The 25,833-nt window shown below is 43.3% G+C and carries 28 protein-coding genes; 10 read left to right on the top strand and 18 right to left on the bottom strand.

Annotated elements, in window-relative coordinates:
* The first annotated feature begins 279 nt into the window (after positions 1–279).
* The 4 genes from sodA (at position 280) to AACQ38_RS02560 (ending at position 2,864) form a co-directional block, all read left to right on the top strand.
* Positions 280–906, top strand: coding sequence for a superoxide dismutase [Mn] (sodA, locus tag AACQ38_RS02575; RefSeq protein WP_011144481.1), 627 nt, complete (start codon positions 280–282; stop codon positions 904–906).
* A 118-nt stretch (positions 907–1,024) separates the two neighbouring features.
* Positions 1,025–1,696: a 6-hydroxyaminopurine reductase gene (gene yiiM, locus AACQ38_RS02570; protein WP_011144482.1), complete on the top strand. Its 672-nt coding sequence runs from the start codon at positions 1,025–1,027 to the stop codon at positions 1,694–1,696.
* A gap of 384 nt (positions 1,697–2,080) precedes the next feature.
* Positions 2,081–2,671 carry an RNA polymerase factor sigma-70 gene (locus AACQ38_RS02565; RefSeq protein WP_058589614.1) on the top strand — a complete coding sequence of 197 codons (591 nt, stop codon included), beginning with the start codon at positions 2,081–2,083 and terminating at the stop codon, positions 2,669–2,671.
* On the top strand, positions 2,664–2,864 hold the full coding sequence (locus AACQ38_RS02560) for a hypothetical protein (RefSeq protein WP_112878422.1): 201 nt from the start codon (positions 2,664–2,666) through the stop codon (positions 2,862–2,864). The genes AACQ38_RS02565 and AACQ38_RS02560 overlap by 8 nt, the downstream gene beginning before the upstream one ends.
* A gap of 10 nt (positions 2,865–2,874) precedes the next feature.
* On the opposite strand, the gene AACQ38_RS02555 is transcribed toward AACQ38_RS02560, so the two are convergent.
* From AACQ38_RS02555 to AACQ38_RS02540, 4 genes are read right to left on the bottom strand one after another with little or no spacing between them, the layout of a single operon-like run.
* Positions 2,875–3,354 (bottom strand): DoxX family protein, encoded by a 480-nt coding sequence (locus AACQ38_RS02555; RefSeq protein ID WP_165577347.1) that lies wholly within the window; start codon positions 3,352–3,354, stop codon positions 2,875–2,877.
* Between the two features lies 1 nt (position 3,355).
* A complete protein-coding gene (locus AACQ38_RS02550; protein ID WP_165577346.1) occupies positions 3,356–4,105 on the bottom strand; it encodes an HvfC/BufC N-terminal domain-containing protein in 750 nt (249 codons plus the stop codon).
* Positions 4,074–4,997, bottom strand: a complete 924-nt coding sequence (gene bufB / locus AACQ38_RS02545) for an MNIO family bufferin maturase (RefSeq protein WP_207631768.1) — start codon at positions 4,995–4,997, stop codon at positions 4,074–4,076. The genes AACQ38_RS02550 and bufB overlap by 32 nt, the downstream gene beginning before the upstream one ends.
* 27 nt (positions 4,998–5,024) lie before the next feature.
* On the bottom strand, positions 5,025–5,318 hold the full coding sequence (locus AACQ38_RS02540; RefSeq protein WP_011144488.1) for a BufA1 family periplasmic bufferin-type metallophore: 294 nt from the start codon (positions 5,316–5,318) through the stop codon (positions 5,025–5,027).
* Between the two features lie 250 nt (positions 5,319–5,568).
* On the opposite strand from AACQ38_RS02540, the gene AACQ38_RS02535 reads away from it, so the two are divergent.
* Positions 5,569–5,754: a hypothetical protein gene (locus AACQ38_RS02535; protein WP_207631767.1), complete on the top strand. Its 186-nt coding sequence runs from the start codon at positions 5,569–5,571 to the stop codon at positions 5,752–5,754.
* Between the two features lie 265 nt (positions 5,755–6,019).
* Here AACQ38_RS02535 and trpS read toward each other — a convergent pair whose 3' ends face one another.
* The 12 genes from trpS to pilM form a co-directional block, all read right to left on the bottom strand.
* A complete protein-coding gene (trpS, locus tag AACQ38_RS02530) occupies positions 6,020–7,057 on the bottom strand; it encodes a tryptophan--tRNA ligase (protein ID WP_011144490.1) in 1,038 nt (345 codons plus the stop codon).
* Positions 7,058–7,061: 4 nt separating this feature from the next.
* A complete protein-coding gene (locus AACQ38_RS02525) occupies positions 7,062–7,766 on the bottom strand; it encodes a phosphoglycolate phosphatase (protein WP_011144491.1) in 705 nt (234 codons plus the stop codon).
* Entirely contained in the window at positions 7,756–8,436 is a 681-nt protein-coding gene (gene rpe / locus AACQ38_RS02520) for a ribulose-phosphate 3-epimerase (RefSeq protein ID WP_011144492.1), read from the bottom strand. Before rpe ends, AACQ38_RS02525 begins: the two co-directional genes overlap by 11 nt.
* A gap of 60 nt (positions 8,437–8,496) precedes the next feature.
* Positions 8,497–9,309, bottom strand: coding sequence for an adenine-specific DNA-methyltransferase (gene dam / locus AACQ38_RS02515; protein ID WP_011144493.1), 813 nt, complete (start codon positions 9,307–9,309; stop codon positions 8,497–8,499).
* A gap of 84 nt (positions 9,310–9,393) precedes the next feature.
* Positions 9,394–10,320, bottom strand: coding sequence for an SPOR domain-containing protein (locus AACQ38_RS02510; RefSeq protein WP_011144494.1), 927 nt, complete (start codon positions 10,318–10,320; stop codon positions 9,394–9,396).
* Positions 10,224–10,589, bottom strand: a complete 366-nt coding sequence (locus tag AACQ38_RS02505; protein ID WP_125026196.1) for a hypothetical protein — start codon at positions 10,587–10,589, stop codon at positions 10,224–10,226. Before AACQ38_RS02505 ends, AACQ38_RS02510 begins: the two co-directional genes overlap by 97 nt.
* A gap of 23 nt (positions 10,590–10,612) precedes the next feature.
* A complete protein-coding gene (aroB, locus tag AACQ38_RS02500; protein ID WP_109791226.1) occupies positions 10,613–11,713 on the bottom strand; it encodes a 3-dehydroquinate synthase in 1,101 nt (366 codons plus the stop codon).
* 47 nt (positions 11,714–11,760) lie between these two features.
* Complete coding sequence (gene aroK / locus AACQ38_RS02495; RefSeq protein WP_011144496.1) at positions 11,761–12,282, bottom strand: shikimate kinase AroK; 522 nt, start codon at positions 12,280–12,282, stop codon at positions 11,761–11,763.
* 369 nt (positions 12,283–12,651) lie between these two features.
* Positions 12,652–13,686, bottom strand: coding sequence for a type IV pilus secretin PilQ (gene pilQ, locus AACQ38_RS02490; protein WP_165577344.1), 1,035 nt, complete (start codon positions 13,684–13,686; stop codon positions 12,652–12,654).
* Entirely contained in the window at positions 13,679–14,224 is a 546-nt protein-coding gene (locus AACQ38_RS02485; RefSeq protein WP_165577343.1) for a hypothetical protein, read from the bottom strand. Before AACQ38_RS02485 ends, pilQ begins: the two co-directional genes overlap by 8 nt.
* Positions 14,211–14,762, bottom strand: coding sequence for a PilN domain-containing protein (locus AACQ38_RS02480; protein WP_109791228.1), 552 nt, complete (start codon positions 14,760–14,762; stop codon positions 14,211–14,213). The genes AACQ38_RS02485 and AACQ38_RS02480 overlap by 14 nt, the downstream gene beginning before the upstream one ends.
* A gap of 2 nt (positions 14,763–14,764) precedes the next feature.
* A complete protein-coding gene (gene pilM / locus AACQ38_RS02475; protein WP_011144500.1) occupies positions 14,765–15,595 on the bottom strand; it encodes a pilus assembly protein PilM in 831 nt (276 codons plus the stop codon).
* A 119-nt stretch (positions 15,596–15,714) separates the two neighbouring features.
* Between pilM and mrcA the strand changes: the two genes are divergently transcribed.
* On the top strand, positions 15,715–18,243 hold the full coding sequence (gene mrcA / locus AACQ38_RS02470; RefSeq protein ID WP_165577342.1) for a peptidoglycan glycosyltransferase/peptidoglycan DD-transpeptidase MrcA: 2,529 nt from the start codon (positions 15,715–15,717) through the stop codon (positions 18,241–18,243).
* Between the two features lie 43 nt (positions 18,244–18,286).
* On the opposite strand, the gene nudE is transcribed toward mrcA, so the two are convergent.
* A complete protein-coding gene (gene nudE / locus AACQ38_RS02465) occupies positions 18,287–18,835 on the bottom strand; it encodes an ADP compounds hydrolase NudE (protein ID WP_011144502.1) in 549 nt (182 codons plus the stop codon).
* Between the two features lie 476 nt (positions 18,836–19,311).
* On the opposite strand from nudE, the gene AACQ38_RS02460 reads away from it, so the two are divergent.
* From AACQ38_RS02460 to pckA, 4 genes are all read left to right on the top strand, one after another.
* Positions 19,312–21,444 carry an intracellular growth attenuator family protein gene (locus AACQ38_RS02460; RefSeq protein WP_011144503.1) on the top strand — a complete coding sequence of 711 codons (2,133 nt, stop codon included), beginning with the start codon at positions 19,312–19,314 and terminating at the stop codon, positions 21,442–21,444.
* Between the two features lie 67 nt (positions 21,445–21,511).
* The gene (gene hslR / locus AACQ38_RS02455; protein ID WP_011144504.1) at positions 21,512–21,928 is read left to right on the top strand and encodes a ribosome-associated heat shock protein Hsp15; all 417 of its coding nucleotides are present in this window, start codon (positions 21,512–21,514) and stop codon (positions 21,926–21,928) included.
* A gap of 22 nt (positions 21,929–21,950) precedes the next feature.
* Positions 21,951–22,823: an Hsp33 family molecular chaperone HslO gene (hslO, locus tag AACQ38_RS02450; RefSeq protein ID WP_165577341.1), complete on the top strand. Its 873-nt coding sequence runs from the start codon at positions 21,951–21,953 to the stop codon at positions 22,821–22,823.
* 239 nt (positions 22,824–23,062) lie between these two features.
* Entirely contained in the window at positions 23,063–24,682 is a 1,620-nt protein-coding gene (pckA, locus tag AACQ38_RS02445) for a phosphoenolpyruvate carboxykinase (ATP) (RefSeq protein WP_165577340.1), read from the top strand.
* A 47-nt stretch (positions 24,683–24,729) separates the two neighbouring features.
* On the opposite strand, the gene AACQ38_RS02440 is transcribed toward pckA, so the two are convergent.
* Positions 24,730–25,425, bottom strand: coding sequence for a pirin family protein (locus tag AACQ38_RS02440; protein WP_165577339.1), 696 nt, complete (start codon positions 25,423–25,425; stop codon positions 24,730–24,732).
* Between the last annotated feature and the right edge of the window lie 408 nt (positions 25,426–25,833).

The raw sequence follows: 25,833 nt of genomic DNA, 5'->3' as shown, positions 1-25,833 counted from the left end.
GCAATAAAAAGAATATTTTTCACGTGATTGTCATTTAGTGTTGCAGGTTTATTTAGGTTTAATTGCTAATCAAAAATAGTAATTCAAAATCCTAATCCAATAATAATGTTTAATATAGACAAATTGACTGATAAGTTACTGAAACACAGTTGTATGATAAAACCATAATAAGAATATGGTATTGATAAGCATTTCCAATAATATTTAATTAACTATAATGATCACGTTGTTCACAAGGTGTGGACTTTGAACCATTCTTATATGACTGGAGTACATGATATGAGCTATTCATTACCTTCTCTTCCTTATTCTTATGAAGCTCTGGAACCTCATTTTGATAAGCAGACGATGGAAATCCACCATACCAAGCATCATCAGACTTACGTTAATAATACCAATAGCGCCCTAGAAGCCTTCCCTGAGCTGGCAGGACTAGGTATTGATGATCTGATTCAGCAATTAGATAAGATACCTGCTGATAAACGTACTTTTGTTCGTAATAATGCTGGTGGGCACGCTAACCATAGCTTGTTTTGGAAAGGTCTGAAATTAGGCACAACTCTGCAAGGCCCATTAAAAGAAGCTATTGAGCGCGATTTCGGTAGCATAGATTCTTTTAAAGAGAAATTTGAGCAGGCAGCGGCTACCCGTTTTGGTTCTGGCTGGGCGTGGCTAGTACTGAAAGATGATGGCAAACTGGCAGTTGTATCGACTGCTAACCAGGATAGCCCATTAATGGGTGAAGCGATTTCTGGTGCATCTGGTTATCCGATTACTGGTCTGGATGTTTGGGAACACGCTTATTACTTACAGTACCAAAACCGTCGTCCTGACTATATTAAAGCGTTCTGGAGCGTTGTTAACTGGGATGAAGCAGCGAAGCGTTATCAGGAAAAAGTGAAATAACTTGCTGAATAATTTCTCTTTTCTGCTATGCCGGCTGATATGACTGCCGGCATTTTTATTGGTTGAATGTTGGTTTATGATGGTGATGTCAGACTGATTTCAATAAGGAAAGTGAATTATGTATTGTCCGCAGGTATATACGGGTAAAATTGAAATATCAGGAAAACTTTCTGCCAGCGCAATTAACAAACGGATGGTTGATGGTGGCCTGCGTCTGACTTCTCTAGGATTAGACGGTGATGAGCAGGCCGAAACCCATTTCCACGGCGGCCCTGATCGTGCACTTTGTCATTATCCTCGTGAACACTATGATTTCTGGAAACATCAATTTCCTGATCAAGAAGATTTTTTTATTGCTCCAGCGTTTGGTGAAAATATTTCCACAACTGGGTTGACTGAAGAAAATATTTGTATTGGTGATATTTTCAGTTGGGGAGAGGCAATGATTCAAGTAACTCAGCCTCGTTCGCCTTGTTACAAACTTAATTGTCATTCTGGTATCAGCAATTTTTCTGCCATTATGCAGGAGAGTGGCCGTTGTGGCTGGCTTTATAGAATTATTGCAGCGGGAAATGTCAGCCCAGATGAACCTCTTGTTCTTGTTTCCCGTAATAGTGATGTTTTCGTTAGGGAAGCGATAGCAATTGCTTTTAATATGCCATTTGACGAAGAGCAATATCGTCGGTTGATGAGTGCCGCTGGGTTATCTGCCAGTTGGAGCCTGACTATGCAAAAGCGGGTGATGTTTGGAAAGATTGAGGATTTTAACCGTAGGTTGTTCGGGAAATAATAAAATGTGCACGTGGTGAACGTGCACATTAGCGCTGACACTGTTTTTCTGATATCCATTGCATTTCGTCTTAATCTATTAGTTGGGCAACGACAAGAATGTTTCCAGCCTCCGTGCGATCCAACAGACGGTTAAACTTAGGTCGCTAGCTAGCAGTTACTGAACTACTGATACTTTCCTCCATGATCTGATGGAGGTGAACGAAAAATAAGCTGCTCTGGGGAAAGACACTTCCCCTGCTGTACAAAAAACAGATTTAATTTAGAATTGTCCCCGTTTCCCAAACGGTCCCTAAGTCATGTGAGTGAATTTAAGCGATTCCGCCAAAATGGTGTTTCGTAATATCCGGTTATCCCGAATAATCCTGTTAAGATAGAAGCCACAATGTCCGATATCAATAATCTGCTGCGGGATCCGCAGTTTTTTTCCATGCTGCATAAACAGATGTTGCAGTTTGCCATCTTGCAGTTGAATGATTTTCATCAGGCGGAAGATGTTGTTCAAGAGGCGCTGGAAGGGGCGATGAAGAATGCCTCTTCTTTTGCCGGACGAGCCGCCTGGAAAAGCTGGGTGTTTACGATCCTGCGCAACAAAATCTCGGACGCCTTGCGTATGCGTTATCGGCACAGCAGCGTGCAACTGACTGATGATGTTGATGAGCAAAATTTCGAAGCGCTGTTTGATGAGTCTGGTCATTGGCCGCGAAACGAGCATCCGCAGTGCTGGCATTTACCGGATGAAGTGGCCGAGCAGGAGCAATTTTGGACGATTTTCGAGCTTTGTCTGACACAGTTGCCAACGCAAAACGCGCGGGCATTTATGATGCGCGAATTTATTGGTCTTGAGACTCAGGAGATCTGTCAGGAGATGGCGCTCTCTGTCAGCAATCTGAATGTGATGCTCTGGCGTGCGCGTATGCGTTTACGTGAATGTTTGTCACAACGCTGGTTTTCCCAGGAGGATAAATATGCTTAGTTGTTACCAAGCTACACGCCTGATGTCTCAGGCGCTGGATGAAAAAATCGTGCTTTCTCAACATGTTCAGCTAATGCTGCATTTGAAAATATGCGACGGGTGCCGAAACTTCAGACAACAGCTTGCCGACCTGCGCACTATCACTTCCGCATTCGCTCGTGGCGAAAACGAGAATCAAAATAAAGTAACGTAGGGAAGGGGAATCAGGTACGATGGCGGTAAATCAGGCGATCAAGCGAAAACCTCCCACCGCCATACGTCATCAGATACAACTGAGCCGTCAGCCAGGTAGCATGGACAGGCCAGGCATCTGGATAAACAAATATCTGAATCACCAGCGTCATCACCATTAATGCTAGCGCGGAGAAGCGTGTTGCTAATCCGACAATCAGCAGCAGCGGAAACAAGTGTTCTGCGGTCGCGGCCATGATAGCAGCAACATCAGGTGGTAGCAGAGGAAGCTTGTACTCGTTGGTAAAGAGCGACACGGAGCTGTCGGTAACGCGCGGAATCCCTAGTTGCCAGGGTGTGCGTGTCTCCAGAATATCTATGTTTAATCCAACCACTTTGCTTTGGCCCGATAGCCAAAATGTTGCGGCAAGGCTAATGCGTGCCAGAAGGGGAAGAACATTTTCCTGCGCAATATGTTGCCCTTTTGATCCTAATGTTTTGAGTAATGCCATCTTAGCGCTCCGTGTTGCTATATAGAGAAAGGATCAGTCCATAGTGTTGCATGCGTTGTAAAACCGACTGAGGTTCAAAAGTTGCATCCTCTTCGGCGGCGATCTCTAAGGCTTCGGTAAGACATCGACCAGACTGGAGCATGGTAACAAACTGCATTTCCGCACGGCTGAGCAACATTATTCGTACGTCGTCGTCAACGCGGCACAGTAGCATATGTTCCGGCTGGAATGGGTCCAGCATCATCTCGTTTTCACTTTGTTGGTGTGAGGCCCACAGGCTGAAGACGGCATAATCTGAACTGAAGAGCCGTACCGAAGGATGGAGCGCCATCAGCAACTGTGCGGGATCGTCAATGGGGGCCGCTTCTGCCGTCTGTTCGGCAGGGTCCGCCGCGTGCAGTGATTCGATAAACAACATTTCCAGCCGGGTGAGATCGCTCAGCCAAGGCCAGTCTGCCAACGGCTGAAATGTCGCAATCCAGTCCGGCAATTGTGCGCCATAGCCTGCCAAAACAGGAGAGGGAGGCGGTTGTTGACGTATAAACTCCGCTGCCATCGCACGAAAAAAGCACTCTCCGAGCTGAGCGAGAAGGACGGGGCAGTTTTCGGCCAGTGCATCGATTAGCGATGCTATGACATTATTACGATAAACCGCAAAACGTACCGCCGGATCGCTACCGTTCCAGGTTGTCAGCCCCTCTGGTACCATGAGGTCGGGATCAAGAAGTGCTTGATACAGTTGTTGTTGCATGTTTCTTGCTCTCCGTAATGTAATGCTGGGCATGGCTGGCTTCGTTCAGCAGCACGTCTAATGGTGGAATATTGCTGTCCCATTCGATCAGGGTGGCGATCGGCCCTGTTTTCCGCAGGGTTTTGTTATAGAGATCCCAGACAGGTCCGGTCACATGACTGTCGTGTGAATCAATCAGCAGCAGGTCGTTTGCCCCATCGCGGCTTTCCGTATAGCCTGCCAGATGAATTTCACCGACACGGTGAAGTGGCAGCTCTAATAACATCTGCCTTGGGCAGCGATTATGGTTGACGCCACTGATATAGAGATTGTTCACGTCCAGCAGTAGCCCACATCCGGTGCGGCGTACCACCTCGGAGATAAAGTCAGTCTCGCTCATGGTTGAGGCACTGAACTCAATGTAGGTGGATGGGTTTTCCAGCAGAATGGGACGACGCAGCGCATTCTGTACTTGATCGATGTGTTCGCAGACCCGCGTCAGCGTGACGTCGGTATAAGGCAGTGGCAGCAGATCATTGAGAAATAGATCGTTGTGAGTCGACCAGGCAAGGTGTTCAGAAAAAACGGCCGGCTGGTAGCGTTCAACCAGCGCAGCAACCCGCTGTAAATGGGTCTGATTCAGAGGATTTTCTCCTCCGATGGACAGGCCCACACCATGAATAGAGAGCGGATAATCTTGGCGAATGGTGGTCAGTGCCTGATGAAATGGACCACCCGCAACCAGATAATTTTCCGCGTGAATTTCAAAAAAACCAATGTCGGGTTTATTGCGCAGAATAGCGCGAAAATGCTCCGGCTTTAACCCGATCCCTGCTCTGGCTGGAAGCCTATTTAGCATGAGGCGGTCAGGAGCATCACGAGAGACGCTATGTGAGGGCAAAGAAACTGTCATCGTATGAGCTCCTGTTTAATGCCGGAATTACACTTCTTTAAATGCGTCCAGTTGACCAAAACCAGTCGGGGAGGTCGGAGACTTCATTTTTACGCAGGAACCCGCCGGTACCATTTTCCAGGCATTACCCTGATAATCCTTTTTTGAGGTACCAGCACAGGTGGTGCCTGCACCTGCTTTACAGTCGTTTTTCCCTTTCAGAGAAACGCCATAGCATTTCTCCATTTTGCTGCCGGAATCCGCCATTGCTGAAGTGCTTGCCGTAATAAATACGCTGCCTAAAGCCAGGGCCAGTAATGCTTTTGTCGTTTGCTTAGTCATAGAACATTCCTTTTATATTTGTGTAGAAGGTGAATTACTGCTTTGCTGAAACAAGCATTTGCTTCACTCGATTAGTCGCACCACACATTAATTTCTTACAGTTAATATGAGAAAAAAAATGATTTTTTTATAGTTGACTGATTTTTAATGACTTATTTTTGTGAATCAGATATCGGTCTGTACAAGAAACAGGCTTATTTTAGGATGTTTTCTATATGTTCATCGTAGTGGCGTGAAAGCGGGGTGGGTTGTGGTCGTCATAGTACATTTGTATCAGGATGCCAAAAAACTTCCGATTAAACCTCATAAAAAGCAGGTGTTAAAAGTGGTAAAAACAACGGTCAAAACCTTATACCGATTAAAACTAGAAGGTAAAACAACGGCCTTTAATCATGGTTTAAAATCTACCCATCATAAAACTATTAATGGAAAATAAACCGCTTTAATAATATTTTCAACCGCAGAATAAATTTTTTAATAAACCAGTTAAATAATCGAATATGAAAAATATGAATACCTTAAATAGGTCAGCTTAAGCTTGCTTTACACGGTTTTAATCTGCCCAATCGTATTGCTTTTCTGTCTGATTAAGCTACCAGGCTTTTTATCATCGATGATGTAAAAATACGCCTCGTTTTTTAAATGGATTTTTCTGTAGTCTGAAATGTGCACGTAGTAAACGTGCACATTTTATCTTTTAATTAAGGGTGAGCAATAAAGCCAACAGCTTCATACACTTTATCTAGCGTAATTTGGGCACGGGCTTTTGCCTTCGCTGCACCTTCTGCCATGATTTTGTTCAGCAGGATTTCATCATTACGGAAATAGTGGAAACGCTCTTGTAGCTCAGTCAACATACCGGAAACGGCATCAGCAACAGCACTTTTTAGATGACCATACATCTGGCCTTCAAATTCTGCTTCCAGTTCGGGAATGGTTTTGCCAGTAACACCCGCGAGGAGATCTAATAAGTTGGAAACCCCCGGCTTTTGTTCCAGATCGTAGCGAACACGAGGAGGTTCTTCTGAATCTGTGACCGCGCGTTTTATCTTTTTAGCCGCTGATTTTGGATCTTCCAACAGAGCGATAACGTTGTTGCGGTTATCATCTGACTTGGACATTTTCTTTTCTGGGTCTTGAAGAGCCATAACACGGGCACCACCGGTTGGGATAAACGGCTCTGGTACAGCAAAGATATTGCCGTAGATGGCATTAAATCGTTGAGCAATATCACGGCTCAATTCAAGGTGTTGTTTCTGATCGATGCCTACAGGAACCTGATTTGTTTGGTATACCAAAATATCCGCCGTCATCAGTACCGGATAGTCAAACAAGCCTGCATTGATGTTTTCGGCATGACGAGCTGATTTGTCTTTAAACTGAGTCATGCGGCTGAGTTCACCGAAATAGGTATAACAGTTTAGAATCCAGCTTAACTGAGCGTGTTGTGGGACATGAGATTGGACAAAAATGGTACTTTTCTCTGGGTCAATGCCACAAGCCAGGTAGAGCGCCAGTGTATCCAGAGTGCGTTTTCTCAACTCTTTTGGGTCCTGGCGCACTGTAATTGCATGTTGGTCAACAATGCAATAGATGCAGTCATAATCATCCTGCATTTTAACCCACTGACGTAACGCCCCCATGTAGTTACCGATGGTTAATTCACCGGAAGGTTGTGCGCCGCTGAATACAATAGGTTTTTGGGAGTTTAGTGTTTCAGATACAGTGGGTTCATTCATTTTATTATGCTTCCTGAAGTTTTAAAGATGGGAGGCCAATTGTGGATAGTAGATCCGAAAAATTCGTTAATATGCAATCTGGATTGCTTAATGCAATAGATTCACCGTAGTTATATCCATAAGTTAAACCAACACAAGGGCAACCAGCCGCTTGTGCTGCTAAAATATCATTACGGGAATCACCGACAAAGAGCAGTTCTTCCTTACGCAGTCCGAATGTGCCCATTGTTAAATAAATAGGTGCCGGATGTGGCTTTTTCTCTTTAACATCATCACCACCTAACACTAATGAAAAATATTCACTGATGTCTAAAGAAGCTAACAGAGGAGCAATGAAAGGTGTTGGTTTATTGGTGATGATACCCATTGGCAAGTTGTGTTTTGCCAGTTCAGCCAATGTAACTTTGACTTCCGGGAACAGTTGGCTGCCTGTTGTTACGGTTGTTTCATAGAAACGGTCGAACAGCTCACGGGTTTCTTTATGCAGTTGCGCAGTCAATTTGGTTCTAGCCCATGTCAACGCACGTTCGACCATAATGTCTGCGCCATTACCGACCCAAGCTGCAACTCGTTCTTTTCCCGCAGCAGGGAGACCTTTGGCTAACAGCGCTTGATCCAGTGCATCAGCCAAACCACCGGCGCTGTCTACCAGTGTGCCGTCCAGATCAAAAGCGATAGCACGAATACCTTTTAATACCTTACTTGCCATGAGATACCTTTGACAATTCACTACGCATATTATCAATAACAGTTTTGTAATCAGGCTGGCTGAAAATAGCTGAGCCAGCAACAAACATATCTGCTCCTGCGGTTGCTGCTGCGGCAATATTACTAGCTTTAATGCCACCGTCTACTTCAAGACGAATATCATAACCACTTTCATCAATAATTTTGCGAACCTGACGCAGTTTCTCTAGTGTTCCAGGGATGAAAGATTGGCCACCGAAACCGGGATTTACCGACATCAATAGAATGATATCCAGTTTATCCAGGACATAATCGAGATGACTCAGAGGCGTTGCAGGATTGAATACCAAGCCAGCTTTACAACCATGCTCTTTGATGAGTTGTAAACTGCGGTCAATATGCTCACTGGTTTCTGGGTGGAAGGTAATGTAAGTTGCTCCTGCTTTGGCAAAATCAGGGATAATGCGGTCAACCGGTTTTACCATCAAATGAACATCGATTGGTGCAGTGATACCATAATCTCTTAGAGCCTGGCAGACCATCGGCCCGATAGTCAGGTTAGGGACATAATGGTTGTCCATCACATCAAAGTGAACAACGTCAGCCCCTGCTGCCAGCACCTTATCTGTATCTTCACCCAGCCGCGCAAAATTTGCAGATAAAATGGATGGGGCAATCAGAAAGTCTTTCATTATCTTCTCCAAATCGTTTCTATCATCCCTTAATTGCCAGGCAAAAGGGGAGTGGATAAATCAGCGATATAATGCCAAAAGTTCGTCTACCTTACTGCGAGCAAGGATATTCCTGCTGATAGTACGACGTGCTTTGACAATATGAAGTGAAGCCTGATAGTACCATTTTCGCGTCATTGGCGTATCGTGGTTGGATATCAAAACAGGAATTGCACGTTCTGATGATAACTTAAATGCAATATTTGCCAGATTTTCCTGATCTGCAATGTTAAAACTATTGGTGTGATACGCCGTAAAGTTTGCTGTTGCTGACAAAGGAGCATAGGGGGGATCACAATAGATAACTGAGTCTTTATGTGCTTCGTTCAACGTGTGTTGGTAGTGCTCGCAGATAAAAGTCGCATTTTGGGCTTTTTCAGCAAACCAGTGTAATTCTTCTTCAGGAAAGTAGGGTTTTTTATAACGGCCAAAAGGTACGTTAAATTTACCATGAGAATTATAACGACAGAGGCCGTTGTAACAATGGCGATTGAGATAAAGGAATAATACGCTGCGATGGAACGGGTCAGTGCTTTGGTTAAATTGCTCCCGTAACTGATAAAAATGTTCGGCTGTATTGTATTCTTGGGTAAACAGAGGGCGTGTGTGGACTATAAACTCATCAGCCCTGAGCTTTACTGTGTTGTACAGGTTAATCAGGTCACTGTTGATATCAGCGAGGATATAAGAATCGTAGTCTGTGTTCAAAAAGACAGAACCTGCGCCAACAAATGGCTCTATCAGACGACTACCGGCTGGCAGATGACGTTTGATATCATCTACCAACGGGTATTTTCCACCGGCCCATTTTAAGAAAGCGCGTTTTTTTTTCATGCTGTCAATTAATTACTCAATCATTCCAGAGCCGCAGATTGTACTCTGTTTAGGACAGCATATCAGCGCCTAATAAATATTGTTTTATTTTCTTAGATCTTGTTGCACTTGCTGCATCGTTCTAACCCAAGGTTTTTTCGCCTGAATCTCGGCCGGTAGAGATGAAACAGCCCGTTTGGCTTCAGAAACGGAAGGGTAATCACCATGAATTAAAACAAACCAAACTTTTTCATTACGTTTAGTTTCATAAACTTTGTAATGGGTAAGATTATGCTTTTTAGCAAAAGCGGTCAGTGTATCTGAGCGGCTGGCACTACTTAATTGCAAAGTGTAGTGGTTTGCCGGGGTTTTTAATTGATCACTACTGGTGCTACTGACCACATTGTTTTTACTGCTAGCATGACTTGTCGATGGTTTTGATTTAGCCGGTGTTTCTGATTTCAGTGGACGGATATTTTCTGATTTCTGCTGTACCACCGGTGGTGGTGTTACTGGCTGTGATTGTTGGGCTTGATTCAGATTCTGTACTGCGTGATTTATATTACTCTGTTGTTGAGTCAGTGCATCAGGAATATTTCCTGGTAATTCAATGCGCTGATTTTGGGTTTTGCCATTGTTAGTTTGAAGCTGATGAGGTTGAGTTGAAGTACCACTGACAGGAGGAACATGGATTTCCTGTGGTCTGTTGATTGTATCTGTGGTGGTATTCTCTGATGTTATGGATTGATTATCATCGTTGTTGGATGATGAATTTGATAAATCAATATTCTTCTCAGCAACATTTGGCGATTGCTGTTTTTCATGTTCAGTTGGGGCTTTTAAGGCAGAACTGATAGCAATAATCAGCAGTAGCAGCACTAAAATCCCAATGCCGAGCATCATTTGCTGACGTGAAACTGCAAATTTGGGTTTGTTTAATGGCTGACGCGAGCGTGAAGGACGGCGATCTGAGGTATCTGGCCTAAACTCGTTATTTGCTCTTTGTTCATTTTCTGATTTGAATTCGTCCATATGCCCTCCAAACAGAGCCAAGTACTGCCAATTGCAATTGAAGTCAGTCCGGCAGGCTGACTTAACGAAGATAGAAATTTGTCTGATAGAGTCGTTATTTTATGACACAACAACCAGATGTATGCAAAAAAACATTTATACCCGTTATCTTTCAAGTTGCCTCTTTGTTGGCTGCGCTCACTCACCCCAGTCACATAGTTCTCTATGCTCCCGGGGATTCGCTCCCTTGCCGTCGCGATCCATCTTGAAATCCATAGGATATGATACAATAAGCATACAACTTACTTAAAATTTACACATTTTCATACGGTAAACACTGAAGGATAGCGTCAACAACACAGTTGTGTTCAATATCTGAGCGAAGATCAGCTTTACCTATTTTTGTTGGAAGAACCAGTCGTAATTTACCTGCTATAACTTTCTTATCTCGCATCATATGTGGGAGGTAGGCTTCTGGTGGCATGTTTTGTGGCCCGTGTACCGGCAGATTTGCTCGCTCCAACAATCGGATAATACGTTGAGTATCCTGTTCAGAGAAATTATCAATAAGTTGAGCTGTTCTTGCTGCCATGACCATTCCGGCGGAAACTGCTTCCCCATGTAACCAGACACCATATCCCATTTCTGTTTCGATGGCGTGACCGAAGGTGTGACCAAGATTCAGCAGGGCACGCAAGCCACTCAATTCTTTCTCATCTGCGGCGACAACTTCAGCTTTCAATTCGCAGCAACGACGGATGCAGTGAGCCATTGCTTGGTTGTCAAGAGCCAGGAGTTTATCCATATTATCTTCAAGCCAGCTAAAAAATGCGCTGTCAAGAATGATACCGTACTTGATGACCTCTGCCAGACCGGAAGAGAGTTCGCGGGCTGGAAGCGTTTGCAGGCAGTTGAGATCGACCATCACAGAGGCTGGTTGATAGAATGCACCTATCATATTCTTGCCAAAGGGATGGTTTACTGCGGTTTTTCCTCCGACAGAGGAATCAACTTGGGCAAGAAGGGTGGTAGGCATTTGAATAAAACGGACACCACGTTGATAACAGGCAGCGGCAAAACCAGTTAAATCACCGATTACGCCGCCACCGAGAGCGATAAGTGTTGTGTCCCGGCTGTGGCTATTTTCCAGCAAAGCAGAAAATACGTCATTTAATACAGAAAGAGATTTGTACTGTTCACCATCAGGTAGAATCACTTCATCTACCCGAATCCCGGCTTGTTGCAAAGTAGCTTTTACTTTTGCCAGATACAGCGGAGCTAGGGTTTGATTCGTCACCAGCATAACTTGCTGGCCTGCTTTTAATGGTGCAAAAGCAGAAGGATCGTCAAATAGCCCTTTTGCAATGGTAATTGGGTAACTACGTTCCCCTAAAGTGACAGTGATCTTTTCCATAAGCAGCCTTCGCCTTAATTATTTATCGCTGTACAGACTTGCTTGAATCAGTTTTTTTCCAGTAACTCAATGATTTGGTTAGCGACAACTTTAGCGCTCTGTTCATCGGTACGGATAGTGACATCAGCAATTTCCTCATACAGAGGATTACGTTCGTTTGCTAAATTTTCTAAAACTTCACGTGCTGGTGCATCAACTTGAAGTAAGGGACGTTTTTTATCGCGCTGAGTGCGTGCTAACTGTTTTTCAATGGTGGTTTCCAAGTAGACCACGACCCCACGGGCTGACAGACGATTGCGGGTTTCTCTGGATTTCACAGAACCTCCGCCAGTCGCCAGTACAATGCCTTGTTTTTCCGTGAGTTCGTTAATCACTTTTTCTTCGCGTTCGCGGAAGCCTTCTTCGCCTTCCACATCGAATACCCAGCCCACGTCAGCTCCGGTACGTCGCTCAATTTCTTGATCGGAGTCGTAAAACTCCATATTGAGTTGCTGAGCTAACTGACGACCAATAGTGCTTTTGCCGGCACCCATAGGCCCAACCAGAAAGATATTACGTTTCTCTGCCATGTTTTTGGTATTACTAAGACTATTCGTTAATGATAACCCGCCCCGCTAATCAAATCAGCAGCGGGACCTAAACTGAAACCTCATGAGCGGTAATGTGAGATCAGATAACAAAATTATCTCAGTACATCAGCCAGTTTTGCAACTATATAAATCAACGACGAGCTTTTTGTGACGGAAGCTCTGGTTTCATTGGCTGATTATTGTGATGTTAAACCCGACCACTCAATTAGTTAACTCTTGTATGCTAAATTGGACTCAGCGTCAAATCTATAAACAGGATTAGTTGGAAAAATCTGCGCATCATCATACGGAATAGTTAAGTTTTTTATATCCAACTCACTGATATAACGGTTATATTTTTATTTTTGATCAAATGTCCATCAATTGAGGTGTGATAAATATGACTAACTCACGTCGGCTGTGTTTATGAGCTTTTTGGTTAAATAATGAGCCGAGTAGTGGGATGTCTGATAGATAAGGGATCTTCTGGGTTTGCTCGCCTTTTTTCTGTTGAAAAATACCACCGAGAATAAGTGTTTCACCATTTTTTACAGTAACTTGAGTTATTATTTCCTGTTTGTCGATGGTTAAATTCTCACCTCCTCCTTGGCTTATTGAGATCCCTGGCATGTTTTGACTGATTTTTAGAGAGAGTCTGATTTTGTTTTTTCTCAGTATATGGGGCGTGACTTCCATTCCTAGTACAGCTTCTTTAAATTGCACGGTACTTTTCTCTTTTTCTTGGCTGACGTAGGGAATATCAGAGCCTTGCTTGATGCTGGCTAACTGTTGATGTGAGGCGGTTAGTCTTGGGCTAGCGATAATATCTAGTTGGTTTTCTTGTTCTAAGGCACTGAGCTCCATTTCCAGCAAACTGGTGTGAATGCGGGCAATATTGAACGCAAATCGATGCATGTTATCGTTGGCTGCTTGGTTGATATTGAGGCGGTTTATACCCGTTGATGTATTAATCTGCTCTCCTATCGGCATACCCCAGTAAATGCCGAGTTCATGTAATGCTTCTCGGCTACTGGTCACGATATGTGCAGTAATCTGCACTTGTTGCTGTGGTGTATCTATCTCTTTCAGCCAGCTTTTTATCTGTGCGATGGCGATGGGGGTATCCTGTAAAATCAGACTGTTAGTTTCAGGATCAAAATCAACTTTACCCTCTTTTGTTATCAGTGCGGGCGTATTTTGCCTGAGATTCATGGCGATTCTTTCTGCATCTGCATATTGTAATACGGTTGAAAGGGACTGAATTTCGGTCTCATTGACTGATTGATCAAATAACTCAACCGATGGCTCTTCTGTCTCTATCATCGGGGGAACAAAAGGATTTCTTATTTCTGCAACAACAATAGCGGGCAGAAAAAGGATGAATAGAATAAATTTTTTAGTCATAAAATTCCTCATGTGAGGCTTCTGACAGGGTGATTTTGACGTTTAGAGATTCACCTGATGGTGAAATGGAAAGCTGTTTAATTAGCAGCGGTGGATATAACGTTTGTAACGCCTCAAGAAAACTCAGCATCTGTTCGTAGTTCAAATAAATTGTGATTTGCCAGAGCGTTTTTTCCCCTTCTTTTTTACGTTGCCACTCAAGAACTTGCGCACCAGAGTTTATCAATGGCTGTTGTAATTGTTTTATTGCGGTAATTTTTACCTCATTTTGTCGCGGCTTACTGAGTTTATTTTCTATTTGGTTGATGTGTTGTCGTATACCTTCCAATAGCGGTAGCTGATTTAGCCGTTCATTGGCTGCTTTGGTATTGATTTGTTGGGCTGCTATTTTTTGCGCCAGGCTACTTCGTTGTTCAGTTCTTTCTTGCCAGAAGAAAAGATAAAACAGAATCAGAAATAGCATGATGATAGCTTGCTGCCAGATAAAGAGCAGCCAGGTTGGTTTGGCAAACCACCATAGATAGTCACTTTTTATCATCGGATATCTCCGTCTGCCAGTTAGCGTCAATAATAAATTGCCTGATTTGTTGTTCGATAGTGGTCATCTTTTTTAGTTGAATTTCAGACAATTGCCCGTTGTTTTCAAGATTATCCAGCAGAGACGTCATACTGGAATAATCCAGACTATTAGCAACCAGTTTTAATTGGCCTGCCTGATCATCGAAAGCGGTTAACCAACTTCCTTCTGGTAATAATTCAGGTAATTCATTAAATAATTGCCAATGTTGTTGGTTCTGTTTCAGCCACGTTTGTTGTTGTTTTAATTTATCGGCCAGTTTGTTGTGAAGATTGACCGCCTCCTCTGTCTGAGTTATCTGTTGTTGCAAATATAATTGTTGCTGGTTGAGTTGCTGCCATTGTCTTTGATACTGGTTAATCGTTTCCTGTTGTTTTAATAACATCCAGACGAGTACTGTCAGCCACAACATCAATTGCAATAAGAGAAGAATCGCCCACCAACGATAACGATGTCTTAGCCGGGTTTGGCGCCAAGGTAGAAAATTAACCTGATACATCGTTACTTATCATCCGGTCTGAGTGCTAAACCACCGGCTATCACATATTCCATCAGTTGGATTGGCAGTGGTGGTTGATAGTGACGAAATGCTGTCAACATATCCCAAGAATAAGTTCCTTCAGGTAGGGCTTCTTGTTGGTAGCTGCTGTAGTAAACCGGCTGTTCAGCCATAGATGAAGCAGATAATTGACGGATAATCTGCTGTGGAGAAACAGCCGTATTTGCTGATACTAAATCATAAGCGAAGGGGGCATTGGCAGGAGATACCCATAGCCAACCAGATTGTTGCCTATGTAACAGCCAACTATCAGCGGGAACGCCGGCATATTGCGCTATATAGCGTAGGGCACAAGGGGCAATATCAATGGCGTCTGGAAATATTCCTGCTTGTGCAAGACATTGTAGCCAGAGGTTGAGATCTTTCTGGCGAGCGGCACTGATGTAGGCGTTTTGTTCAATAATACGGTAATCCAGCGCCAGTTCTCGGGTATTAAAGGGGAATTGTTTCTCGGCACTGGCGTTGATAAACCAGCCTTGTTCCGGCTCTTTAAGATTGATATCTGGAGGTAAAATCAGACTCTTCTGCAATGTTTGTTGTACAGGTAGGGCGAGCCTGAAACTGATTTTTTTAGGTAATTCTTGGCGCCATTGATTTAAAATATCACATAATATTTCTGGCCGTTGTAAACGGCCCTCTGGCATGACCGCATCAGATAAAAGATATTGCCAGCAGTGGCGAAGCTGCCAGCCATCTCGGCGTTTTATAGCTGCGACGGCGCGAAGGATGCCATTTTGGATGTCTAATCCGACATACCATTTTGGTGAATACATATATCGATCTCCATATCAGTAATTTTAATAAAAGACCATATTCAAGGTGCTGTGTAACCTTTATACTACGCGCCGATTGTTTATAAACCACCCGACTAACATGGCATGGGAAATTTCAGGTGAAGTTCGTAAAGTATTTTCTAGTCTTTGTTGTGAGTTGCATTTTTCTGGGAACGGCCTCGATTTTTGGTATGTATAAATATATCGAGCCTCAGTTACCTGATGTGGCGACATTAAAGGATGTTCGATTACAGACACCAATGCAGGTGTTCAGTGCAGATGGCGAGCTGATTGCTCAATATGGTGAAAAGCGCCGTATGCCTCTTGAGCTGCCCGAAATTCCACCCATTATGGTGAAGGCGTTCATTGCAACGGAGGACAGCCGTTTTTATGAACATCACGGGGTTGACCCTGTAGGGATTATCCGGGCAGCTTCTGTCGCGATGAGTTCAGGTCATGCATCACAAGGGGCAAGTACCATTACTCAGCAACTGGCGAGAAATTTCTTTCTCACTCCTGAGAAGACGTTGATGCGTAAAGTCAAGGAAGCTTTTCTGGCCATCAGGATTGAGCAATTGCTGAATAAAGATGAGATCCTCGAACTCTATCTCAATAAAATTTACCTTGGTTACCGGGCTTATGGTGTTGGAGCTGCGGCTCAAGTTTATTTTGGTAAGAGTGTCAATGAGTTGACACTGAGTGAAATCGCCATGATTGCTGGTTTGCCAAAGGCACCTTCTACGTTTAACCCGCTTTATTCTTATGGCCGAGCGATTAACCGCCGGAATGTGGTTCTGAGCCGTATGCTCAATGAGGGCTATATTACTCAGCAGCAATATAATCAAGCTAGAAGTGAAAAACTGGTAGCGAATTATCATGCGCCCCAGATCGCTTTCTCTGCGCCCTATTTGTCCGAGATGGTGCGTCAGGAGATGATTGAACGTTATGGTGAGAATGCTTACACCGACGGTTATAAGGTTTATACCACGATTACCCGTAAACTTCAGTTAGCTGCCGTGGATGCGGTTCGTAATAACCTCATTGATTATGATGTGCGTCATGGCTACCGTGGGGCGCAGGAAGTTTTGTGGAAAGTGGGCGAACCTGCTTGGGATCGGGAACAAATTGTCAAGAAGCTTAAGACCTTACCAAATTATGGGGCGTTAATGCCGGCTGTAGTGACCAGAGCAGGTACTGATCAGGCGATAGTGATGTTGCCTGATGGCAGCAGTGTAGAATTGCCCATCGCGGGTGTCCGTTGGGCCAAAAAGTTCAAATCTGATAGTGCACAGGGTGCGGCTCCTCGTAGTGTGAATGAAGTGGTTCAAGTGGGTGAACAGGTTTGGGTTCGGAAAGTAAAGGATATTTGGTGGTTGGCACAAGTGCCGGAAGCTAATGCTGCTTTGGTCTCTATTGATCCGAATGATGGTGCTGTGAAAGCGCTGGTTGGTGGGTTTGATTTCAACTTGAGTAAATTTAACCGTGTCACTCAGTCATTACGTCAAATTGGTTCTAATATTAAACCATTTCTCTATACCGCAGCGATGGATAAAGGGCTGACATTAGCTTCATTGTTGAATGACTTACCCATTAGTCGTTGGGATGCAGGAGCTGGTACTGACTGGCGTCCGAAAAACTCACCACCGGCTTATGTTGGGCCAATCCGTTTGCGTCAGGGATTAGGGCAATCGAAGAACGTCGTGATGGTGCGAGCAATGCGAGCAATGGGAGTCGATTATGCCGCTGATTACCTGCAACGGTTTGGTTTTCCGGCACAAAATATTGTACGTACCGAATCTCTGGCTTTGGGATCACCATCATTCACTCCAATGCAAATGGTACGAGGGTATTCGGTCATGTCCAATGGTGGCTATCTGATCGATCCTTACTTCATTACTAAGATTGAAAACGAAGATGGCGATGTTCTCTTTGAGGCTAAACCGAAAATTGCATGTCCGCAGTGCGATATTCCAGTAATTTATGGGGATACGGTACGTTCAATCGAACTTTCTGAAAACTCGATTGAGAATGTTGCTCAATCTCATGTTGGCCAGCAAGAGATATTGCCGTTACCTGAATTAGAAAGAGCACCGGTCATTGATGGCCGTGAAGGTGCGCAAGAATATGCTCCTCATGTTATCAGTACTCAGTTGGCATTTTTGATCCATGATGCTTTGAATAGCAATATTTTTGGTGAGCCGGGTTGGTCTGGTACGGGTTGGCGCGCCTCGCGCGATCTGAAACGTCGTGATATTGGTGGCAAAACTGGGACAACTAATAGTTCAAAAGATGCCTGGTTCTCAGGTTATGGGCCGGATATTGTCACGACGGTTTGGATTGGTTTTGATGATCACCGTAGAAGCCTTGGTCGTACAGCAGCCAGTGGCGGTGAGGCGGGTGCTAAGAGTGCGCAGCCCATTTGGGATGATTTTATGAAAATTGCACTGGAGGGGGTTCCTGAAAAAGAAGTTACACCTCCTCCGGGGATTGTTTCTGCCGTGATAGATCGTAAAACAGGTAAACTTGCTGGCGGCGGCGGAGATACCCGTAGTGAATACTTCATTGACGGCACTCAACCTACAGAAAGTGCGGTGCAGGAAGTTGGCACAATTTTAATTGAGAATGGTGAAAGTCAGGAGCTATTCTGATGATAGAGCAGGCACAACGGAAGCGCTGTTGTGCCTGTGAACTTCAACGGTGTATTAAGTATTTTTGTGCCAGAAATAGGGCGCAGACGTTGCGTGCTTCGTTGAAATCAGCGTGATCCAGTAATGACATCATATCTGCTATTGGCCAACGTATTTGTGATAGCGGTTCAGGCTCATCCCCTTCCAGGCTTTCTGGATAGAGATTTTCGGCAATAACAATGTTCATTTTGCTAGAAAAATAGGATGGGGCCATAGTGAGTTTGGCTAATTGTTCTATTTTTCTGGCACCAAAACTGACTTCTTCTTTTAATTCACGGTTAGCGGCTTCAAAGATACTTTCCCCTGGGTCGATCGCGCCTTTAGGAAAGCCCAATTCGTACTGCTCAATGCCGACTGCATACTCACGAATAAGCAACAATTCCTCCCCAATGACCGGGATTATCAGAACAGCTTCCCGATTGGCCGGACGCATCCGTTCATAAACGCGTTTTACACCGTTACTAAATTCGAGATCAACTGACTGAATATGAAATAAACGTGAATGGGCAATGTCCTCTATGTTGAGGATTTTAGGGTTTTTCAGGTCATTCATAATTGCCCCTGATGGTTTAATATTGGTTGAGTTGAGTGCCTGTGCATTATTACGTCTTAAATTATTTCATTAACCTTAGATTTTATGATGAAATTAGGTACACTCCATAGCTTGACTAAATATGGCCGATTATTTTGATAAATGATAGTGATTATCGCTGGTTATTGTTGTTACTGTTATCTTTATCCTCTCTGGAAATAGATCTATGTTGTATATAGTTTAGCGAGTTATCATATATACCCGTTATCTTTCAAGTTGCCTCTTTGTTGGCTGCGCTCGCTCACCCCGGTCACATCGTTATCTATGTTCCCGGGGATTCACTCCCTTGCCGTCGCGATGCATCTTGAAATCCATAGGGTATAACTCATTGTAAAATAAATTAAAAAAATAAATAGAAATAACCTAATTCAGAACTTAATGTGTAGTCGCTAATTTGCAAACAACAATAGTAAGATTGTCATGGGTATGGGGATAAAATGAGCGTAACAGTCGTTATATTGGCTATCTTGATAATTAGCTTGATTGTCATGGCTTCCTTTCTGATCTTCAAATGGAAGCTACATGATAATGACCGCTATCTGCCTTCTGTTGCTGCACCGACCTATCGTAAACTTAATGCTGATGAATACCAGGCTATTGAATGTTATTTGAATCGAGTGTTGCCGCCAGTTGTAACAAACCGTATTAATAAAACAAGTTGGCCAATTCTGATGGGTAAAAATGATATGGTTTATACTATCTGTCATTCCATTACCCGGTTTTCTGTTGCCTCAGATGAACGACATAGCTGGCGTTATTATATTGATATGGCAGAAATTCATTTGCCGTTTTTCCTTGAGCCTTTTATTAAACAGCAGAATATTATTGATGTTATTCACACCGCGACAATACCACTGGTTATTTCGATTAATGGTCACTTTCTGAAAGATTTTCAACAGGATTTTCCTTCTGCTCCGGTAATCGCAGATATATCGCATCAGCAGGCATCGATCCAAAAAAATGGTGAAACCAGCGTAAAGTTACAAAATATTCGTAAAGAGACCTTGGAAGAATACCGGTTGAATCACTCATCGGGTATTTGGGAAGGGGGATTTTTGTGTTTCGGATTTTTCATTTGGTTTTTTGCGTTACTTTCACCGGCACTGCTTTTGCCGTGGCTGATGTTGATTGCAGGTAGTTTAGTCGTTGTCAGTTTTTGGCCATTACTTTGCCCACTTTCAATATGCAGGCGCCAGGATATTCACTGTTTTACCGGTATACCCAAACGATGGGGATTATTTGGCGAATTTGAACAAGGGCAAATGAGTAATATTTCTCTTGGTGGGATTGATTTAATCTATCCTCCTCATTGGGAACCCTATGTTGCTTACTATTTTGATCAGAAAACCAGTATTGATATTTACACTAACGGTCAGGTAGTCAGGCAAGGGCATTATCTCTCTTTGCATGATGAAGAGAAAAATTACCCTTATCGCCGTTATGGAAAAAATCTCATGATGATCGCTAGCTGCTTGCTTATTATGTTACTACTCTATTTTTATCAGCCGGTTAGTGTACCGATGAAACTCAGTTTTGCTTGGTTGCATGGCAGCAGCACAAAAGTTATTACTGACGCTAATATGATGGAAGGGATGGAATTGCGAGTTGGGGATATCCTGAAAGCAAAAGGGGTTGGTATGTGTTATATGCCCCCAAACAATATGAACGGTAAAGGCGACACCTATTTTTCTCCGTTCGATTGCTCGGGGATATATTGGAATAGAGTTAATCCACTGCCAATACCAGAATCAGAAATTATAGAAAATGCCGCTAAACTGATTGCAACTGTTAATAAGCAATTACGTTTACAGGAAAATAACGATGTAATAAATCCAGACCTTCCCCAGGAGATTTTCAAATCTGGTATGATCTTATTGGATAATTTCTCTGATATTGTATTGAAAACTAAAGAATTATGTGAGAAAGAAGCAGACTGTTTACGATTGAAAAATGCTTTGGTTAACCTGGGTAGTGCTATTGATTGGCTAACTTTGTTAAAGAATGCAGAAAGTGGCAAACTGGATGGCACTCATGTTTTATTGCGTCCGGCAGGCGCTGAAGCTTTGGGGAAATTGGTTGATGCGACGACATCATCATTTATCTACCGGGAAATAGATAAAGTCGCAATGCTGCTTAATAGCCCTTCTCCTGGCGGAGTTCTACTTATCAGTGATGAAGGCAAACAACTGGTTGAGTATATAACGCCGGCCATCATCTCTTATGACCATAGTGTGTTGGAAGACCATAGTGCGTTGGAACAATGGCGTGAGTTACAGCGGTTATCGGATATGGTATTGCAAACACCCTTTGAGACAACGGGAATTGTCACGGAATTGTCCGTAGATAGTCATGGAACCCGTCGGATTGTGCTGCATAGTGAACTAGATGCCATGACACTTGCTCGTTGTATTGGTACCACTATTTTATTCTTGGCTCTTTTTACGACCTTAATCATTAATTTTGTGCTGGTTGTTAAGAAAAATAGGCAGAACAAACAACGTCTAAACAAAATCAAGCAATATTACGATAACTGCTTTAATACACTTTTTCCGCCTACGCGTTGGCGATAATCGACAATGGTATGTTAGGCTTTGGGTTATTTGCCAAAGCTGATCAAAGCTGATAGTAGGAGGAAAAATGAAGGGTAATTCAGACTCCGATCAAGCTGTCCGTCTGGATAAGTGGCTGTGGGCGGCTCGTTTTTATAAAACACGGGCTATTGCACGGGAAATGATAGACGGTGGTAAAGTTCACTATAATGGTCAAAGAAGTAAACCGAGTAAATTGGTTGAGCTAGGGGCTGAAATTAAACTGCGTCAGGGTAATGATGAACGTATAGTTGAAGTTCTTGTACTAAGCAATCATCGGCGCGGTGCGCCGGAGGCGCAACAACTTTACCAAGAGACGGAAGCGAGTATGACTAACCGGGAAAAAATGGCAATTGCTCGAAAAATGAATGCATTAACTATGCCTCATCCTGATCGCCGGCCGGATAAAAAAGAAAGACGCACGCTGATTAAGTTTAAAAACACCAAATTAAATGGGCAGGAATAACCTGCTCGAATGAGAGATTGTTATGTTTAAACAAGACCAATTACACCGCTTTTTATTTAAGAATTATTCTGTACGTGGTGAGCTGGTTTTAGCCAGTGAAACTTACCAGCATATTTTGGAAAATCATGATTACCCTCAGCCGGTACAGCAATTATTGGGAGAACTGTTGGTAGCAACCAGCCTATTAACTGCAACCCTGAAATTTGATGGCGATATTACGGTCCAGATTCAGGGAGATGGCCCGGTCAAATTAGCCGTTATTAATGGTAATCATCAGCAACAAATGCGTGGTGTTGTTCGTATTGATGGATTAGTGGCTGAAAATAGCAGCTTGAAACAGATGGTGGGTACGGGCTATATGGTTATTACCATTACGCCAACTCATGGTGAGCGTTATCAGGGAGTGGTTGCACTGGAAGGTGAAACATTGGCGGATTGTCTTGATGATTATTTCAGACAGTCTGAACAGCTACCGACTCGTCTCTTTATCCGTACTGGCATTCAAGATGGCAGAGTTGCTGCTGGTGGGATGTTGTTACAGATTCTGCCAACAGCGGAACAGGGGAGTGCAGAAGCTTTTGATCATCTGGTGCAACTTACTGCAACCATTAAAGGTGAAGAGTTATTTTCATTGGAAGTTAAGGAGATCTTGCACCGCCTTTATCATGAGGAGGATGTCATATTATATGAACCGCAAGCGGTTGAATTCCGTTGTACTTGCTCTCGCCAACGTTGTGCTGACACATTAGTGACACTTTCCGATGAGGATGTTAATCATATTTTGCAGAAAGATGGCAACATTGATATGGCGTGTGAGTATTGCGGCACGCACTATATTTTTGATGCTGATGATCTTGCTGCGATCAGAATAGAAAAAAAGAACCGGCTCCATTGATATTCTATCTATATCCGTTCCATAGGGTATAAACACACTTTTTCACCTTTTAAGGCGCGGATCCGCGCCTTTCTATCAAATCCATCATAATACTCAAAACTGTTTTCGTGCCTTTGGCCCAAGATCAAACTTAAAAAAATGGTGGGTTTTCAATTTTTTGATAACTATCGCTGTTAATTAATCATAACTATTTATTATTGCTCACAGAAAAAGTGTGACTACCCACCAGGAGCAATGACATGAGTGTTAAAGGCATTACCCCGCAGGAACTCGCGGGCTACGGAATCCATGATGTTAACGAAATTATTTATAATCCAAGCTATGAGTTGTTATTTTCAGAAGAAACCAAACCTTCACTCGAAGGCTGCGAGAGTGGCACTCTGACCAACCTGGGGGCTGTGGCTGTCGATACGGGGATCTTCACGGGTCGTTCCCCAAAAGATAAGTACATTGTTCGTGATGATGTCACCCGTGACACCGTATGGTGGGCTGACCAGGGAAAAGGTAAAAATGATAACAAACCATTACAGCAGGAGACATGGACATATCTGAAAGGCTTGGTAACTAAGCAGCTTTCAGGCAAACGTTTGTTTGTAGTTGATGCTTTCTGTGGTGCTAATGCAGATACACGACTGAAGGTCCGCTTTATCACAGAAGTTGCGTGGCAGGCCCACTTTGTTAAGAACATGTTTATCCGCCCATCAGATGAAGAGTTGGCTGAGTTCAAACCAGATTTTATTGTGATGAACGGTGCAAAATGCACCAACCCGCAATGGCAAGAACAGGGTTTGAACTCTGAAAACTTTGTTGCGTTTAACCTGACAGAGCGTATGCAGCTTATTGGTGGTACTTGGTACGGTGGCGAAATGAAGAAAGGGATGTTCTCTATGATGAACTACCTGTTGCCACTGAAAGGTATTGCCTCGATGCACTGTTCTGCCAACGTGGGTGAGAAAGGGGATGTTGCGGTCTTCTTCGGCTTGTCTGGTACAGGTAAAACCACACTTTCTACTGATCCAAAACGTAAGCTGATTGGTGACGATGAGCACGGTTGGGATGATGACGGTGTATTCAACTTTGAAGGTGGTTGTTACGCGAAAACCATTAATCTGTCCAAAGAGGCGGAACCTGATATCTACAATGCGATTAAACGTGATGCGTTGCTGGAAAATGTTACTGTACTGACAGATGGCACGGTTGATTTCCATGATGGTTCAAAAACTGAAAACACCCGTGTTTCTTATCCTATCAACCATATTGAAAACATTGTTAAGCCGGTTTCTAAAGCGGGCCATGCAACTAAGGTCATCTTCCTGACGGCGGACGCATTTGGTGTGTTACCTCCGGTATCTCGTTTGACACCCGAACAGACTCAATATCACTTTCTATCTGGTTTTACGGCAAAATTGGCAGGTACCGAACGCGGTGTGACTGAACCAACACCTACATTTTCTGCTTGTTTTGGTGCCGCATTCCTGACTTTGCATCCAACCCAATACGCAGAAGTGTTGGTAAAACGTATGCAGGCCGCAGGTGCTAAGGCTTATCTGGTGAATACTGGCTGGAATGGGACGGGTAAACGAATCTCGATTAAGGATACCCGTGGGATCATTGATGCCATCCTAAATGGTGATATTGAAGAAACTGATACCATTACATTACCTATTTTCGATCTGGCGGTTCCGACAGCGTTGCCGGGTGTTGATACCGACATTCTTGATCCACGTAAGACTTATGCAGATAAATCTCAATGGGAAGAGAAGGCGAAAGATTTGGCTCATCGTTTTGTCAACAACTTTGATAAATATACCGATACCCCGGCGGGGGAAGCTTTAGTGAAAGCGGGTCCTAAACTGTAATTGTGAATTTTTTAGCCTCATCCGTTAGGGTGAGGCTTATTTGATATTTATGTCGGGGGAAGGTCAAACAACAATATTTCACTATCGTTGCTGCTGCTAAGTTGAAGATTGATTTCATCTCGGATAGCCAGACCATCGCTGGTGGTGGCTTTGACACCATTAACCGTCACTTCGCCACGAATGACTTGTATCCAAATATAACGGCCTTTTTCTGCGACATATTCGGCGGTTTCGTGATCCTTAAGTATCCAACGCCATAAAGTCATATCCTGAAATACTTTCAGTGAACCATCCCGTGCATCAGGCGAGAGCACCAGTTGGCGGCCTTGTACATCATCAAAGCGACGTTGTTCATAGCGCGGTGTTAAACCCGTTTTACTTGGGATGATCCAAATTTGATATAGATGTAATTGGCAATCACTGTTCGGATTGTATTCTGAATGGCGAATGCCGGTACCTGCGCTCATAATTTGGAATTCACCAGCAGGTACCCGCTCTTTATTTCCTATACTATCCTGGTGTTCAACGGTACCGGAAAGAACATAGGTCAGTATTTCCATATCTTTATGCGGATGGGTACCAAAACCTTGACCTGCTTCGATGAAATCTTCATTAATGACTCTCAATGCTGAGAAATTCATAAAATTAGTATCGTAATAGCTGGCAAATGAGAAGGTATGCCAGCTAGTTAACCAGCCATGATCGGCATGGCCGCGATCTGATGCTTTGCGTAAATGGATCATATTCAAATCTCCTCAATGGTTTTTACAGTCTAATTGAGAAGAGATAGCATTAAAGCTTAAAAACTTGACTTAAAAATTCAAATATTTTGAACAATGGATGATTGGATGAATTAATAAAAAGAAGCCAGCACTTGGCTGGCTAAAGTAAACACTGGAAGCAATGTGAGCAATGTCGTGCTTTCATCTGTACCCCGAAGGCAGTTCATCTGAAAGCGATACGAATGATAATAATTATCACTATCGATTGTAAAGCGTTTTTTCTGGTCAAATATAGAATAATGATGAGGTTTCATCTCAACTTATTGATAAATATTGCTATTTTTATAAATATCGGTGTGATACCCAAGGGAAAGAAAACCTTTCACCAAGTCGATTTATTGGGTGATTATCTTATATTATTCAGTAAAT

This window comes from Photorhabdus sp. RW14-46, from assembly GCF_963887965.1.
Classification (GTDB): Bacteria; Pseudomonadota; Gammaproteobacteria; order Enterobacterales; family Enterobacteriaceae; genus Photorhabdus; species Photorhabdus laumondii.
The sequence above is the reverse complement of the archived record's forward strand: the minus strand, read 5'-3'. Positions and strand labels throughout refer to the sequence as shown.